Here is a 16,001-nt window from a genome sequence, read left to right on the forward strand (position 1 = left end):
TTCAGCCTCCGGTCTGCGACATGAAGCGCACGATGCGCTCGGGCCGGGTGGTGAATTCGTGGCGTTCCGGCTTGGCGGCGATGCCGGCCCGGATCGCCTGTTCCAGCTCGCCGTCGCTGGCGCCGTCGCGCAGCAGCCGGCCCAACGGCACCTGGTCTTCCTGGCCCAGGCACAGGTAGAGCGTGCCGTCCACCCCCAGCCGCACGCGGTTGCAGGCGGCACAGAAATGACGCGACATGGGGGTGATGACGCCCAGCACCGGGGCGCCGCTGCCGGCGCTCCAGTAGCGCGCCGGGCCCGCGCCCTGCCCCGCCAGCGCCGGCACCAGGCCGGCGTCGGCCGCCAGCCGCGCGCCCAGCGCGCCCAGGTCGGCATGGGCATAGCGGCGGCCGCAATCGCCCACCGGCATCGGCTCGATCAGGCGCAGGATGAAGCCCTGCGCCACGGCGTAGTCCAGCAACCGGCGCACGTCGGCTTCGGGCGTGGCGGCATGCACCACGCTGTTGAGCTTGATCGGCGCGAAGCCCGCGTCGCGCGCGGCGCGCAGCCCGGCCAGCACCGCGTCGAGACAGTCGCGGCCGGTGATGCGACCGAACTCGGCCGCGTCCAGCGTGTCCAGGCTGATATTCAGGCGATCCACGCCCGCCGCGCGCAAGGCGGCCGCATGGCGCGCCAGCTGGGTGCCGTTGGTCGACAGCGACAGGTCGTCCACCCCCGGCAGCGCGGCGATGGTGGCCGCCAGGTCCGTCACGCCCCGCCGCAGCAGCGGTTCGCCGCCGGTCAGGCGCACGCGGCGCACGCCCAGGCCCGCGAACAGGCCCACCAGGCGCGCCATTTCGTCGTGGCGCAACCAGTTGGCGGGCTCCTCGAAACCCTTGAAGCCCTTGGGCATGCAGTAGCCGCAGCGCAGGTCGCAGCGGTCGGTGACCGAGACCCGCAGGTAGTCGATGCGGCGGCCGAAACCGTCGACCAGCCCCCGCGGCGAGGCGGGCTCGGCGCGCGCAACGGTGGCAACCCGGGCCGCCGGCGCCACCGCCAGGGCGGGAGCGGGTGTCATGACGGGCTCCCGAACACCCGGTCGTCCTCGGCGCCGCCCAGGTCGATGCCTTGCACGTCGGCGCGTTCCACCAGCAGCCTGGCGTACTGGCGCCAGGCGGTGTCGCGGCTGGCGGCGGTCAGGGCCGAGGCGATCGATTCATGCACCTGCTCGAACGGCAGCAGCCGTCCCTCGATGCGCCGCGTCACCCGCACGACGTGCAGCCCGTGGCGGGTCTCCAGCACCTGCGGCAGCAGGCCGCCGGCCGGCAAGGCGAACACGGCCTTTTCGAATTCAGGCACCGTGTCGCCGCGCCCCAGTTGCCCCAGGTTGCCGCCGACCGCCGCGGACGGACAGTTCGACTGCCGCCGCGCCACCTCGGCGAAGGTGGAAGGATCGGCCAGCAGGTCGGCCAGCACGGCGCTGGCGTGGGCCCGCAGCATGTCCAGGTTCACCCCGGGGGTGACCTGGAACAGGATGTGGTCGGCCTCGATCAGTTCGCCCACGATGAAACGCTGCGGATTGGCCTGGTAGTAACGCCGGCAGGCGGCCTCGTCGGCCTCGGGCGCCGGCGCGTGGCGCGCCAGCAAGGCGCCGATGGCGTCGTCTTCCGAGGCAGGGTCCAACCCCTGCCTTGCCGCCTCGTCCAGCAGCACGCGGCGCAGCACCAGCGCCGTGGTGGCGGCGCGCATCGGATTGGGCGCGTCCGCGTGCAGCGGCAGTTCTTGTTCCATATCCGCGTCGGTCAGTTCGACGCCGTTGACGGTGACAGGCATGTCGGCCTCCTTGTCGCTCAGCGCGGACGCACCAGTTGCCAGGCGCGGCCCAGGTAGCCGACCGAGGCGAAGCCGCTCCAGACGTGCACCAGGCGCGTGAACGGGAAGATCACGAACAGGGTGAGGCCCATGAACAGGTGCGCCTTGAACAGCGGCGGCACCTCGGCCACGAAGTCGGCGGCGCCACTGCGGAAGGTGACGATGTGCTGCGCCCAGTGCATCAGGCGCACCATCATCTCGCCGTCCATGTGGCCGGCCGACAGCGCGATGGTCGACAGACCCAGCAGCAGCGTCACCAGGATCCACAACAGCAGCAGCTTGTCGCCGGGCCGGGTGGTCTTGCGGATGCGCGGGTCGCTCAGGCGACGGTGGATCAGGATCAGGAGGCCGATCAGGCACAGCCCGCCCATGACGCCGCCGGCCACCATGGCCACCGTCTGCTTGAGCGTGTGCGACACGCCCAGCGTGTCCCACACCACCACCGGGGTCAAGAGGCCGACCAGGTGGCCGAAGAACAGCCCCAGGATGCCGATGTGGAACAGGATGTTGCCCAAGCGCAGCTGGCCGCGATGCAGCAGCTGCGAGCTGTCGGTCTTCCAGGTGTACTGCTCGCGCTCGAAGCGCGCCAGGCTGCCCAGCAGGAACACCGTCAGGGCGATGTAGGGGTAGATGCCGAAGAAGAACTGGTTCAGGGAATTCATGATGCGTGTCCTGGAAATTAGCGGGTCGCCGGCGCGCGGGGATAGAAGCGCACGGCTTGCGCGCCGTCGCCCGAGAACGGGCGCAGCAGCGGTTCGACGCCGTCCGCGCCGGTGCCGAAGGTCTCCATGGCTTCGTCCATGTCGCGCACCGGCGGCGCGGTCTGTTCGCGCGGCGTGACCCGCGACAGGCCGCGCAGCACGACGAAGACGCTGGCGTACGGGCTTTCGTTGCGCGCCAGGCGCGAGCCGATGGCGGCCAGCACGTGGATGGCGTCGTCCAGCAGGTCCTGCGCCACGGCCGGGTCGATCACGCCCAGGAATTCCAGGAACAGCGGCACGTGGTCCGGCAGTTCCGACACCACCGGCTCGAAGCCGTGCTGGCGGTAGGTTTCCAGCAGGTCGACCATGGCCTGGCCACGGTCGCGGCTTTCGCCATGCACGTGTTCGAACAGGTGCAGCGAATGGGCGCGGTTGCGGTCGAAGGTGGCGACGTAGTTCTCCTGCAGCGGAATCAGGTCCTGGCTGGCCAGGTAGCCGATCAGCGGTTGCAGGGTCTCCTCGGCCTCGGGGTGGGCGGCCAGCGCGCCCTCGACCTCGGTCAGGGCGTCCAGCAGCTCCTGTTCGGGGTAGCAGAGCAGCGCGGAAAGCAGGCGATAAAGGCTCATGATGTTCTCCCGTCTCGGGCCGCGGCCTTTTTGCGCGACTTCGGCATCTCGATGAAGATCTCGCTGCCCTGCGGCTTGCGGCCGAACAGCGTGCCTTCCGAGACGCCGCCCGAGCAGCCGTTGCCGAAGGTGAAGCCGCAGCTGCCCTTCTCGTTGAAGCTGTCCTCGACGATTTCCTTGTGGCTGCTGGGCACCACGAAGCGGTCCTCGTAGTTGGCGATGGCCATGATGCGGTACATGTCCTGCACGGTTTCCTCCGACAGGCCGACCTGCTCCAGCAGGGCCGTGTCGTGCTCGCCGTGCACGGTCTCGGAACGCTTGTAGGCGCGCATCGCCAGCATCCGTTCCAGCGCCTGCAGCACCGGGGCTTCCTTGCCCGCGGTCAGCAGGTTGGCCAGGTAGCGCACCGGGATGCGCAGGCTGGCCACGTCCGGGATCATGGCGCTCTTGCCCAGCGTGCGCTGCGGCATCTTGCCGGCCTCGGCCGCGGTCTGGATCGGCGACAGCGGCGGGATGTACCAGACCATCGGCAGCGTGCGGTACTCCGGATGCAGCGGGAAGGCGACGCGCCACTCCACCGCCATCTTGTAGACCGGCGACTGGCGCGCGGCTTCCAGCCACGATTCCGGGATGCCCTGCTCGCGCGCGGCGGCGATCACCTCGGGCGAATGCGGATCCAGGAACAGGTCGAGCTGCGACTCGTACAGGTCCTGCTCGTTGCCCACGGCGGCGGCGCGTTCGATCTGGTCGGCGTCGTACAGCATGACGCCCAGGTAGCGGATGCGGCCCACGCAGGTTTCCGAGCACACGGTCGGCTGGCCGGCCTCGATGCGCGGGTAGCAGAAGGTGCACTTCTCGGCCTTGCCGCTGTGCCAGTTGTAGTAGATCTTCTTGTACGGGCAGCCCGAGATGCACATGCGCCAGCCGCGGCACTTGTCCTGGTCGACCAGCACGATGCCGTCATCCTCGCGCTTGTAGATCGAGCCGGACGGGCAGCTGGCGACACAGGCCGGGTTCAGGCAGTGTTCGCACAGGCGCGGCAGGTACATCATGAAGGTGTTCTCGAAAGTCGAGTACATCTCCTTCTGCACGCCTTCGAACAGGGCGTCGCGGCTGCGCGCGGCGAATTCGCCGCCCAGGTCGTCTTCCCAGTTCGGGCCCCAGACGATCTTGTCCATCTTCTTGCCGGTCAGCACCGACACCGGGCGCGCGGTGGGCGGCGTCTGCGACAGCGGCGCGTTCTTCAGGTGCTCGTAGTCGAAGGTGAACGGCTCGTAGTAGTCGTCGATCTGCGGCAGGTTGGGGTTGGCGAACAGGTTGGCCAGGATGCGCAGCTTGCCGCCCTGGCGCGGTTCCAGCTTGCCCGCCGCCGTGCGGCGCCAGCCGCCCTTCCACTTTTCCTGGTTCTCCCATTCCTTGGGATAGCCGATGCCGGGCTTGGTCTCGACGTTGTTGAACCAGGCGTACTCGACGCCGTCGCGGCTGGTCCAGACGTTCTTGCAGGTGACCGAGCAAGTGTGGCAGCCGATGCACTTGTCCAGATTCAGCACCATGCCGATTTGGGCGCATATCCTCATGATTGCTTCTCTTCCTGTTGCGTTTGGACGGCGGGGTCTTCGACCAGCGGGCCTTCCAGCCAGTCCACTTTCTTCATCTTGCGCAGCACCACGAATTCGTCGCGGTTGGCGCCCACGGTGCCGTAGTAGTTGAAGCCGTAGGCCTGCTGCGCGTAGCCGCCGATCATGTGGGTCGGCTTGAGCACGGTGCGCGTCACCGAGTTGTGGATGCCGCCGCGCTTGCCGCTGGTCTCCGCGCCCGGCACGTTCACGATCTTTTCCTGGGCGTGGTACATCAGGCACATGCCGACCGGCACGCGCTGGCTCACCACCACCCGCGCGGTCAGCGTGCCGTTGACGTTGAAGACCTCGACCCAGTCGTTGTCGACCAGCCCGGCCTGCTTGGCCTCGGCCTCGGAGATCCACACGTGGGGACCGCCGCGGCTCAGGGTCAGCATGCGCAGGTTGTCGGAATAGGTGCTGTGGATGCCCCACTTCTGGTGCGGCGTCAGCCAGTTCAGCACCAGCTCCTTTTCACCATTCGGATAGCGGCCCAGCATCGGCGCGACGGTCTTGGTGTCGATCGCCGGCTTGTAGACGCACGAGCCCTCGCCGAAGTCCAGCATCCAGCGGTGGTCCTGGTAGAACTGCTGGCGGCCGGTCAGGGTGCGCCATGGGATCAGCTCGTGCACGTTGGTGTAGCCGGCGTTGTAGCTGACCTCTTCGCTTTCCAGGCCCGACCAGGTCGGCGCCGAGATGATCTTGCGCGGCTGCGCCTGGATGTCGCGGAAGCGGATCTTGTCGTGCTCGCGGCCGACTGCCAGGTGGGTGTGGTCGCGGCCGGTGATCTTGCCCAGCGCTTCCCAGGCCTTGACCGACACGTGGCCGTTGGTCTCGGGCGCGAAGGTCAGGATCATTTCGGCGGCGTCGATGGCGGTGTCCAGCCGCGGCCGGCCCTGGCTCACGCCGGGTTCGTCCACGCGCTCGTTGATGCCGGCCAGCTCGCCCACTTCATGCTCGGTGTTCCAGTTGATGCCCTTGCCGCCGTTGCCCATCTTGTCCAGCAGCGGACCCACCGAGGTGAACTTGCGATAGATGTCGTTGTAGTCGCGCTCGACCACGGTCATGTTGGGCGCGGTCTTGCCCGGCACCAGGTCGCACTCGCCCAGCTTCCAGTCCTTGGGCTCGAAGGCCTGGCCCAGTTCCCCGGGGGTGTCGTGCATCAGCGGCGTCAGCACCAGGTCGCGGCGCTTGCCCAGGTACGGGCCGCCGATCTCGCTGAACTTCTTGGCCAGCAGCTTGTAGATCTCCCAGTCGGTCTTGCTTTCCCAGAGCGGCTGCACGGCTTCGCTGAGCGGATGGATGAAGGGGTGCATGTCGGACGTGTTGAGGTCGTCCTTCTCGTACCAGGTGGCCGTCGGCAGCACGATATCGCCGTACAGGCAGGTGGTGCTCATGCGGAAGTCCAGCACCGTCAGCAGGTCGAGCTTGCCCTCGGCCGCGTCTTCCTGGTAGGTGACCTCGACCGGCTTGATGGCATCGGCCTCGTCGCCGAACACGGCGTTCTGCGTGCCCAGCAGGTACTTCAGGAAGTACTCGTGGCCCTTGCCGCTGGAGCCCAGGATGTTGGAACGCCACACGAACATGTTGCGCGGGAAGTTGGCGGGATCGTCCGGGTCTTCGCAGGACATGCGCAGTTCGCCGGACTTGAGCTGCTCGACGGCGTGGGCCACCGGGTCCTTGCCGGCGGCCTCGGCCTGCGCGGTCAGGTCCAGCGGGTTGGTGCGCAGCTGCGGCGCCGACGGCAGCCAGCCCATGCGCTCGGCGCGGGCGTTCAGGTCGATCATGCTGAGGTCGCCGTAGCGGCCGCGGTCGGCGGTCGGGCCCAGCACTTCCTGCACGTTCAGCTTTTCATGGCGCCACTGGCTGGTGTGGGCGTAGAAGAACGAGGTGCCGTTCATCTGGCGCGGCGGACGGACCCAGTCGGAGGCGAACGCCAGCGGCGCCCAGCCGAACTGCGGACGCAGCTTTTCCTGGCCCACGTAGTGGGCCCAGCCGCCGCCGCTCTTGCCGACGCAGCCGCACATCATCAGCATGTTGATGATGCCGCGGTAGATCATGTCCATGTGATACCAGTGGTTCAGGCCGGCGCCGACGATCACCATCGACTTGCCTTCGGTATCGTGGGCGTTCTGCGCGAACTCGCGCGCCACCTGGATCACCTGCGCGCGCGGCACGCCGGTGTGCTTTTCCTGCCAGGCCGGGGTGTAGGGCACGTCGTCGTCATAGGACGTGGCCACGTTGCCGCCGCCCAGGCCGCGATCCAGGCCGTAGTTGGCCATCTGCAGGTCGTACACCGTGGCCGCCAGGGCCTCGCAGCCATCGGCCAGGCGGATGCGGCGCACCGGCACGTTGCGCACCAGCAGCTCGTCGTGCTCGGCGCCGAAGTACGGGAAACCCACGCCGACCACGGCGTCGGCGCCGTCCACCAGGCTCAGGCGCGGCTCGATCGCGCGGCCGCTGCCGCCGTCGCGCGCTTCCAGGTTCCAGCGGCCGACCTTCTCGCCGCCATTGACCGCGCCCTCGCCCCAGCGAAAGCCGATGCTGCCATTGGGGGCCACCAGGTCGCCGCTGGTTTCGTCGAACACCAGCGTCTTCCAGTCGGGGTTGTTCTGTTCGCCCAGCGCGCCGTCCAGTTGCGAGGCGCGCAGGAAATGGTCGGGCGCATAGAAGCCATCGCGCTCCTTGAGCAGCACCAGCATCGGCATGTCGGTGTAGCGGCGCACGTAGTCGCGGAAATAGGCCGAGGCGCCCGACAGGTGGAATTCCTTGAGGATCACGTGGCCCATGGCCATCGCCAGCGCGGCGTCGGTGCCCTGCTTGGGCGCCAGCCAGATGTCGCCGAACTTGACCATTTCGCCGAAGTCGCTGGACACGGCCACCGTCTTGGTGCCCTTGTAGCGGACCTCCGTGTAGAAGTGGGCGTCGGGGGTGCGGGTCTGCGGCACGTTCGAGCCCCACACCATCAGGTAGGTCGAGTTGTACCAGTCGGCCGATTCCGGCACGTCGGTCTGCTCGCCCCAGATCTGCGGGCTGGCCGGCGGCAGGTCGCAATACCAGTCATAGAAGCTCAGGCAGGCGCCGCCCAGCAGGCTCAGGTAGCGGGCGCCGGCGGCGTAGCTGACCATCGACATGGCGGGAATCGGCGAAAAGCCGATGACACGGTCGGGGCCGAATTTCTTGATCGTCAGGGCGTTGGCGGCGGCGATCATTTCCATCGCCGTGTCCCAGTCCGTGCGCACGAAGCCGCCCAGGCCGCGCACCGACTTGTAGCGCTTGGCGCGCGCCGGGTCCTGGCTGATCCATTCCCAGGCCGCGATCGGGTCCATGGTCTTGCGCGCCTCGCGCCACATTTCCATCAGGCGGCCGCGCATCATCGGGTACTTCACGCGCTGCGCCGAATAGACGTACCAGCTGTAGGACGCGCCACGGGGACAGCCGCGCGGCTCGTGGTTGGGCAAGTCGGGACGGGTGCGCGGATAGTCGGTCTGCTGGGTTTCCCAGGTGATCAGGCCGTTCTTGACGTACACCTTCCACGAACACGAGCCGGTGCAGTTGACCCCGTGGGTCGAGCGCACCACCTTGTCGTGCTGCCAGCGGGCGCGATAGGCGTTTTCCCACTTGCGGTCTTCATTGACCACTTCGCCGTGACCGTCCGCGTAGGTGGATTTCACCCGCGACATGAACTTCAACCGGTCCAGAAAATGACTCATTGCGTTTCTCCAAGAGCGCCGGCCCGGCCGGCGCGTACTGCAATCTGTGCTGTCAGAACCACTTTAGGCGTCGCCCGCCCGGCCGACCATTCGCCGGTGGCACAGGGCGGGCGCGGCAGAGTGACTAGTCACCCCGGCCGCCCCAGCCTCAGCAGGGCACGGGCGCATTGCGGCGCGCGTAGTACCACCAGGTGATCAGCACGCAGGTGGCGTAAAAACCGATGAAGCAATACAGGGCCGCCTGGGCGCTGCCCGTCAGCTCCAGCGAGGTGCCGAAGCTGCGCGGGATGAAAAAGCCGCCGTAGGCGCCGATCGCGCCGGAAAAGCCCAGCACCGCGGCCGATTCGCGCGCGGCGTCGGTCAGCGCCTGCTTCTGCGCGGCCTCGCCCTTGCCTTGCGCGGCCTGGGTGCGTTCGCGCAGGAAGATCACCGGGATCATGCGGAAGGTCGAGCCGTTGCCCACGCCGGTCAGCGCGAACAGCACGATGAACATGGCCAAAAAGCCGTTGAAGTCGCCGCCCTGCCCGTTCAGCGGCAGGAACATCACCACGCCCAGCACCGCGGCGATCATGCCGACGAAGGTGAACAGCGTGACGCGCGCCCCGCCCACCTTGTCGGACACCCAGCCACCCACCGGGCGGGTCAGCGAGCCCACCAGCGGCCCCAGGAAGGCGTAGGTGGTCGGGTCGACCTGCGGGAACAGCGTCTTGGTCAGCATGGCGAAGCCGGCCGAGAAACCGATGAACGAGCCGAACGTGCCGACATACAGCCAGCACATCAGCCAGTTGTGCTTGCGCTTGAAGATCACCGCCTGGTCGGCGAACGAGGCGCGCGCGTCGGCGATGTCGTTCATGCCGAACCACGCCGCCAGCGAGGCCAGCGCGATGGGAATGACCCAGATGAAGCCGGCGTTCTGCAGCCACAGGCTGCGCTGGACGTCGCCGGACGTCACCGTCTGCGGCTCGCCGCCGAGCGCGCCGAACACGCCCATCGAGATCACCACCGGCACCACGAACTGCACCAGCGACACGCCCAGGTTGCCGATGCCGGCGTTCAGGCCGGTGGCCAGGCCCTTCTTGTCCTTGGGAAAGAAGAAGCTGATGTTGGCCATGCTGGAGCTGAAGTTGCCGCCGCCAAGGCCGCACAGCAGCGCCAGGATCAGCAGCGTCGGGAACGAGGTGGTCGGGTCGCGCAGCGCGAAGCCCATGCCCAGCGCCGGGATCAGCAGCGAGGCGGTCGAGATCGCGGTCCATTTGCGGCCGCCGAACACCGGCACCAGGAACGAATAGAAGATGCGCAGCGTGGCGCCCGACAGCGCCGGCAGCGCCGTCAGCCAGAACAGCTGGTTCTTGGACAGCATGAAGCCGGCGCGGTCGAGGTTGACCACCACCACGCTCCACAGCATCCAGATGCTGAACGCCAGCATCAGCGCGGGAATGGAAATCCACAGGTTGCGGTTGGCGATGCGGGCGCCGGTCTGTTTCCAGAAGCCGGGGTTTTCCGGCTCCCAGCGCGCCAGGACATGGGAAGACATAGGTTTTCTCCGGTGAGGTCGGGGTCAGGCGGCTTGCCGCCGCGCGGTGGCGGCGCTTTCGGGCCGGAAACTGAAATGCATGAAGATGAGCGAGACGCAGACCGTGCCGTACAGCAGCATGAAGGCGCTGGAACGCACGCCGGTCAGGTCCAGCAGCACGCCGAACAGGATCGGCAGGATGAAGCCGCCCATGCCGCCGGCCAGGCCGACGATGCCCGAGACCGCGCCGATGTTCTCGCCGAACTCATCCGAGATGAACTTGAAGACCGAGGCCTTGCCGATGGCCATCGCGATGCCGACGATGAACAGCAGGATGGTGAAGCTGGTCGGGCCCAGGGCGATGTCGAACTGGCGCGGGCCGCCGGTGGTCAGGATAGTGAAATGGGTCTGCGGATAGCTCAGCAGGAAGAACGCCACCCAGCACACCCACATCACCCACCAGGTGGTCTTGTAGGCGCCATAGCGGTCCGAGATCCAGCCGCCCATGGCGCGCAACACGCCGCCCGGCAGCGAGAAGCACGCGGCCAGCAGCGCCGCCAGCTTCATGTCGAAGCCGTATTCGCCGATGTAGTACTTGGTCATCCAGAGCGCCAGCGCCACGTAGCCGCCGAACACCACCGAGTAGTACTGGCAGTAGCGCCACACGCGCGGGTCCTTCAGCATCGCGAACTGGGCTTTCAGACTGGCGCCGCCGGCCACCCGGTGCGACGGATCCGAGGCCGAGAACAGCCAGAACAGGATCGCCGTCACCAACAGGGCCACCGCGTACACCTGCGGCACGATCACCCAGGCGCCGCCGGCGGCGGCGATCAGCGCTGGCGCCACGAACTTGGTGATGGCCGAGCCCGAATTGCCGGCGCCGAACACGCCCATGGCCAGGCCCTGCTTGTTGCGCGGAAACCAGCGCGCCACATAGGGCGTGCCGACCGAGAACGAGCCGCCGGTCAGGCCGACGAACAACGCCAGCACCAGGAACTGCCAGTACTGGGTGGCGTAGGACAGCAGCCAGATCGGCACCACCGCCAGCAGCATCAGCACGAAGAACACCGGACGGCCGCCGTAGCGGTCGGTCCAGATGCCCAGCGGCACCCGCACCAGGGAGCCGGTCAGCACCGGCATGGCGGCCAGCAGGCCGAATTCGGTCTCGGACAGGCCGAGCTGTGTCTTGATGGGAATGCCCAGCACCGCGAAGATCATCCATACCGCGAAACAGATGGTGAAGGCGAAGGTGCTGGATACCAGGACCCGCATGGGCGCGCTGGCCGAGGGGTGGGTTGATGCCATGGTGGTTCTCGCTTTTTTGCACACGGAATACGACAGCCCCAAGCCTAGGCATCCGCGCCCCGCCCCACCATTCGCCGGCCGACCAAATCCCCCCTGTCGATGTGACTAGTCACCCCGCAAAGACCGCCGCGTTTGCGCGGGATCAAACACGCGCGCTGTGCGCGGCGCGGCTGGCGGCGTTAATATGTATTTCAAATACACATTAAAGACCGCTGCCCAGGCAGCCCCGTGCAAAGGCTCCCATGTCCCCCCTGCTCACCCTCGAAGAACCCACCGCCGGCGACGCCGCGCGGCCGAACTGGCGCGCCTTCACCGAAATGGGCTTTCGCCCGCTGTACCTGGCCGGCTGTTTCTGGGCGCTGGCCTCGGTGCTGCTGTGGGTGTTCGCGCCGGCCCGGCTGACGGGCGTGCTGACCGCCATGCCGTGGCACGCGCACGAGATGCTGTGGGGCTTCGTGGCCACCATCGCGGTCGGTTTCCTGATGACGGCGGGCGCCAACTGGACCGGCCGCAATCCGTTGCGCGGCGGCCCCCTGGCGGCGCTGTGCGCGGTCTGGCTGGTGGCGCGTGGCGCCTACCTGGCGCCCGGCATGACCGCGTTCGCGATCGCCGCGGCGGCCGACCTGCTGTTCTTCCTGTGGGCCGCCGCCGCGCTGGCGCGCGCCGTCTGGATCACGCGCAACCGCCGCAACTACGGCGTGCCGCTGCTGCTGCTGGCGCTGGCCGTGGCCCATGCGCTGTACCTGCGCGCCGCCCTGGCCGGCGACTACCTGGCGCTGATGCGCTACTTCAACACCGGCCTGCTCGCCATGGCGGTGCTGACGCTGCTGATCGCGCGCCGCGTGCTGCCGTTCTTCGCCAAGCGCGCCGTTGCGGGCCTGGAGATTCCGCCCCACACCCGCAGCGGCCATTGGCAGCTGGGCGCCGGTGTGCTGGCCATCGCCTGCCTGCTGGCCGGCGCGCCCCGCGCCGCCGCGCTGCTGCTCGCCGCCACCGGCGTCCTGGCGCTGGTGCAATGGCTGGCCTGGAAGCCGTGGGCCGCGCGCCGCGTGCCGCTGCTGTGGATCCTGTACGTGGGTTACCTGGGCCTGGGCCTCGGCCTGCTGGTGGGCGCGGCGCAACTGGCCGGCTACGTGGCGCGGCCCGCCTGGCCGGCGCACGTCATCGGCGTGGCCGGTTTCTCGGTGCTGATCATCGGCATGGCCACGCGCACCGCCATGGGCCACCTGGGCCGGCCGCTACGCGCCGACCGCAGCATGGTGCTGAGCTACGCCCTGGTGATCCTGGCGGCGCTGCTGCGCCTGGCCGCCCTGCTGCCGACCGGCGCCACGCTCGGCCTGCTGCACGCCTCGGCCTGCGCCTGGGCGCTGGGGTTCGGCCTGTACCTGTGGCGCTTCTTGCCGTGGATGATCCGGCCGCGCGCGGACGCCGCGGCCAAGCCCGCCGCGCCGATGATGAAGATCGTGCCGGCCGCGCCGCGCCGGGCGCCCTGACGCGCGGGCGGCCCCGTTCTCAGCCGCGCGCTTCGCGGCGGCGGGTCGCTTCCAGCTGCTTCTTCATGGCCTTGAGCCAGCCCTTGAGCTGCTGCATGTCGACGAACTGCGACAGTTCGAACTCCAGCTCGCCGATGTAGTCCTGGACGTCGGCGATCTCGGCGTCCAGGTCTTCCATCAGGTCGGCCGGGTCGATCGGCTGTTCCGGATCGAAGCGGTATTCAGACTTGAAATCGCGTTCGAACGCGGCCAGCTCGCGGTTCAGGGCGGCCAGTTGCTCCCGCAGCACCGGAACGGCCAGCGCCAGCTTGTCTTCGGCGACGCCGTCCAATCCGTCCGGCCCCAGCGCCAGCAACGCCTCGGCCTGCGCCAGCGCGTCCGGCGCGAACGTCACGGCGGCGGCCGGCTCGTCGGCCTGCGGCTGGGCGGAGGCAGCCCTGTCGGCCGCCTCGGCCTCGCGTTCCTCGGCCACTTCCGCGTCGATGTCGGAATCGCTGTGCTTGCGGTAGACCGCCTTCAGGCGCTCGATGTCGCATTCGGCCGGCGTGCCATCCAGCAGGATCGAGAACAGCGTTTCCTGCCCCAGTTGCGCGGCGATCTCGGACACCAGTTGGCGTTCGGCCTTGGTCAATTCCTTCTGCTTGCAGGCATGGTCGAAGCAGAACACCAGCTTGGCCTTGAGCTCGATCTCGGTGACCTCCAGCGGCGCCAGTACCTCGGCGTGCCTGGCCTGGTACTCGCGCGCCACGGACTGCCACAACTGCAACGCGGCGCGGTCGGTGCGCAGCGCATCGATCAGCGCGGCGGCGGACGTATTCTCTTGCATGGATGAAACCCTGTGAGCGCCCCGGCGCGCGCCGGGACGGAGACTGTTCGGAAACCCGTATTATCCCCGTTCACAGCCCCTCGCCCCACGCGCTCGCCAAGGTCCGCAGCGCCGCCGCCGGATCGGCCGCCCTGACCTGCTGGTCGCGCAGCCGGCAGACCTCCGCATCCCGCTCGAACAGGCCGCGCGCGTGGACGCGCGCCAGCTCGGTCAAGCCGGCGGTCTTGGGCTGGCGGATCGCGGTGAAGGCGCCCAGCGCCGCGTCCAGGCTGCGCGGCATGCCCGCCAGGCACTGCCCAAGATGCCACGCATCCTCCAGCGCCTGGCAGGCGCCCTGACCCGAGGTGGGCAACGGCGCGTGCGCGGCATCGCCCACCAGCAACACGTTGTCGCGATGCCAGACCGCCGGCGTATCCAGGTCATGCACGGCGATCAGGCGCACCGCGTCGGCGGGCGTGGCCTGGATGATGCGCGCGATCGGTTCGGCCCAGCCGGCGAAAATGCCGGCGGCTTCCGCGCGCGGATCCGTCGCCTGGACGGCGGCGGGCAGCGGCCGGGCCTCGGCCCCCGCCCAATAGACCAGGTCCGGCCGCACCGCGACGCAGCCGAAGCGCTCGCCGACGCCCCAATAGTCCCGGATGGCGAGGTCATCGGCCAGGCCGGGCCCGGACGCCACGCCGATCCAGTTCACGAAGCCCTGGTAGACCGGCGTGTTGTCGCCGGTGACGAAGCAGCGCGCCACCGAGTCCATGCGGCCATCCGCGCCGATCAGCAGCTCCGGGCGGATGGTGGCGCCGTTGCCGAACCGCGCCGTGGCGCGGCCATCGTCGCCGGACTCGATCGCCACGGCGCGGTGGCTGTATTCGATCGGGATGCCGGCGCGCGCCACGTGCGCCAGCAGCACGGCCAGCAGGTCGCGGCGCAGGATGGCATGGGTCGGGTAGCCCATCAGGCGATCGAGCGCCGTGATGTCGAGTTCGCCCAGGGCGTTGCCCGCGGGGTCGTAGCGGCGCATCGCCACCGGCTTGCCCCCCAGCGCGGCGATGTCCGGCAGCAGGCCGAGCCGGTCCAGCACGGCGCCCGCATTGGGCCATAGCGTCACGCCCGCGCCCATGCTGGCCGGCGCGGCCCCGCGTTCGTAGACGCGCGGCCGGTGCCCCGAACGATGCAGGGCGAGCGCCACGCTCAGGCCGGCGATCCCGCCGCCCAGTATTCCGATATCCATATTGAATCCTTGCTTCACGTCCCGCGCGCCGATCCCACACCGGACACGGGAATGGCATCGTAGATTCCGCCGGATACGAGAACTAGTATGGAAAAATGGGTTCCTTTCATATCTCAAACGGGATAATCATGGGCCAGGCCCTGGATCTGAATAGCGTGCGCGTCTACGCGGCGGTCGTGGACGAACAGAGCTTCGCGGGCGCGGCGCGGCGGTTGGCGATGCCGTCGTCGAACGTCAGCCGCCATGTCGCCGGACTGGAACGGCGGCTGGGCGTGCGGCTGCTGGAACGCAGCACCCGCCACCTGCGCATGACCGAAGCCGGCCAGTTGCTGTACCAGCGGGCCAAGCCGCTGCTGGACACCCTGGCCGCCACGGAAGAGGAACTGGGCGCGGTGCGGCAGGAACTGCGCGGGCCCCTGCACCTGTGCATGCCGGGCGAAGCTCCGCGGCTGCTGGCGCCGATCCTGGCGGAATTCTGCGACCGCCACCCGGGCATCGAACTGGCCTGCGACACCCGCCTCGATGGCCTCGACGCCTTGCGCGAGGACGTCGACCTGTCGATCGTGTTCCATCGCGGCCGCCAGGACGACAGCAGCCTCATCACGCGTGAACTGGCCATCCTGCCCAGCATCGTCGTCGCCGCGCCGGCGCTGCTGGCGCGCGTCGGCGAACCGCGCCAGGTGAGCCAGCTCAAGGCGCTGCCCTGCATCACCACCCTGAGCGCGCTCAAGGGCATGCCGTGGCAATTCGTGGACGCCGCGGGCGACATCGTCAAGGTGCCGGTGCGCAGCCGCTACCGCGTCAACAGCGGCGAACTGGCGCTGATGGGCGCGCGCCAGGGCATCGGCTTCGCGATCCTGGCCGCCGTCTCGTGCCAGCAGGACCTGGCCGCCGGGCGCCTGCGCGAAGTGCCGCTGGACCTGCAACCCGCGCCCCTGCAGCTGCTGGGCGTCTACAGCCACCGCCAGTCGGTCAGCGCGCGGGCCCGGGCGCTGCTGGCGCTGATCCAGCAACGCCTGGCCGAGGCCGGCCTGGGCGCCTCCGTCCCGCCCTCGACGCGCCCGGACGGCACATAACCTGACGAATTGCTGATACTAAAACGCTAATAATTATTATTCAGATAGAATCCGTC

General features: G+C 68.7%; 12 protein-coding genes. 2 read left to right on the forward strand and 10 right to left on the reverse strand.

Annotated features, from left to right (window positions below):
- Position 1: 1 nt before the first annotated feature.
- The 8 genes from moaA to AC1HFW_RS09400 form a co-directional block, all read right to left on the reverse strand.
- The gene (moaA, locus tag AC1HFW_RS09365) at positions 2 to 1,057 is read right to left on the reverse strand and encodes a GTP 3',8-cyclase MoaA (RefSeq protein ID WP_479282911.1); all 1,056 of its coding nucleotides are present in this window, start codon (positions 1,055 to 1,057) and stop codon (positions 2 to 4) included.
- On the reverse strand, positions 1,054 to 1,812 hold the full coding sequence (locus AC1HFW_RS09370; RefSeq protein ID WP_479282913.1) for a peptidylprolyl isomerase: 759 nt from the start codon (positions 1,810 to 1,812) through the stop codon (positions 1,054 to 1,056). The genes moaA and AC1HFW_RS09370 overlap by 4 nt, the downstream gene beginning before the upstream one ends.
- Before the next feature lie 17 nt (positions 1,813 to 1,829).
- Complete coding sequence (narI, locus tag AC1HFW_RS09375; protein WP_006395239.1) at positions 1,830 to 2,513, reverse strand: respiratory nitrate reductase subunit gamma; 684 nt, start codon at positions 2,511 to 2,513, stop codon at positions 1,830 to 1,832.
- A gap of 17 nt (positions 2,514 to 2,530) precedes the next feature.
- Entirely contained in the window at positions 2,531 to 3,178 is a 648-nt protein-coding gene (narJ, locus tag AC1HFW_RS09380; RefSeq protein WP_061071088.1) for a nitrate reductase molybdenum cofactor assembly chaperone, read from the reverse strand.
- Positions 3,175 to 4,755: a nitrate reductase subunit beta gene (gene narH / locus AC1HFW_RS09385; protein ID WP_479282916.1), complete on the reverse strand. Its 1,581-nt coding sequence runs from the start codon at positions 4,753 to 4,755 to the stop codon at positions 3,175 to 3,177. The genes narJ and narH overlap by 4 nt, the downstream gene beginning before the upstream one ends.
- Entirely contained in the window at positions 4,752 to 8,507 is a 3,756-nt protein-coding gene (locus AC1HFW_RS09390) for a nitrate reductase subunit alpha (protein WP_479282918.1), read from the reverse strand. The genes narH and AC1HFW_RS09390 overlap by 4 nt, the downstream gene beginning before the upstream one ends.
- 148 nt (positions 8,508 to 8,655) lie before the next feature.
- Positions 8,656 to 10,041: a NarK family nitrate/nitrite MFS transporter gene (locus AC1HFW_RS09395; protein ID WP_006395243.1), complete on the reverse strand. Its 1,386-nt coding sequence runs from the start codon at positions 10,039 to 10,041 to the stop codon at positions 8,656 to 8,658.
- Between the two features lie 24 nt (positions 10,042 to 10,065).
- On the reverse strand, positions 10,066 to 11,325 hold the full coding sequence (locus AC1HFW_RS09400) for an MFS transporter (protein ID WP_241075357.1): 1,260 nt from the start codon (positions 11,323 to 11,325) through the stop codon (positions 10,066 to 10,068).
- A 242-nt stretch (positions 11,326 to 11,567) separates the two neighbouring features.
- On the opposite strand from AC1HFW_RS09400, the gene AC1HFW_RS09405 reads away from it, so the two are divergent.
- Entirely contained in the window at positions 11,568 to 12,818 is a 1,251-nt protein-coding gene (locus AC1HFW_RS09405) for an NnrS family protein (protein WP_479282921.1), read from the forward strand.
- A gap of 19 nt (positions 12,819 to 12,837) precedes the next feature.
- On the opposite strand, the gene AC1HFW_RS09410 is transcribed toward AC1HFW_RS09405, so the two are convergent.
- Together AC1HFW_RS09410 and AC1HFW_RS09415 are read right to left on the reverse strand one after the other, a co-directional pair.
- The gene (locus tag AC1HFW_RS09410; RefSeq protein WP_479282923.1) at positions 12,838 to 13,644 is read right to left on the reverse strand and encodes a hypothetical protein; all 807 of its coding nucleotides are present in this window, start codon (positions 13,642 to 13,644) and stop codon (positions 12,838 to 12,840) included.
- A gap of 70 nt (positions 13,645 to 13,714) precedes the next feature.
- Positions 13,715 to 14,869 carry an FAD-dependent oxidoreductase gene (locus AC1HFW_RS09415; RefSeq protein ID WP_479282925.1) on the reverse strand — a complete coding sequence of 385 codons (1,155 nt, stop codon included), beginning with the start codon at positions 14,867 to 14,869 and terminating at the stop codon, positions 13,715 to 13,717.
- Between the two features lie 128 nt (positions 14,870 to 14,997).
- On the opposite strand from AC1HFW_RS09415, the gene AC1HFW_RS09420 reads away from it, so the two are divergent.
- The gene (locus AC1HFW_RS09420) at positions 14,998 to 15,945 is read left to right on the forward strand and encodes a LysR family transcriptional regulator (RefSeq protein ID WP_479282927.1); all 948 of its coding nucleotides are present in this window, start codon (positions 14,998 to 15,000) and stop codon (positions 15,943 to 15,945) included.
- Positions 15,946 to 16,001 lie beyond the last annotated feature (56 nt).

This window comes from Achromobacter sp. ISS7 (assembly GCF_056523125.1).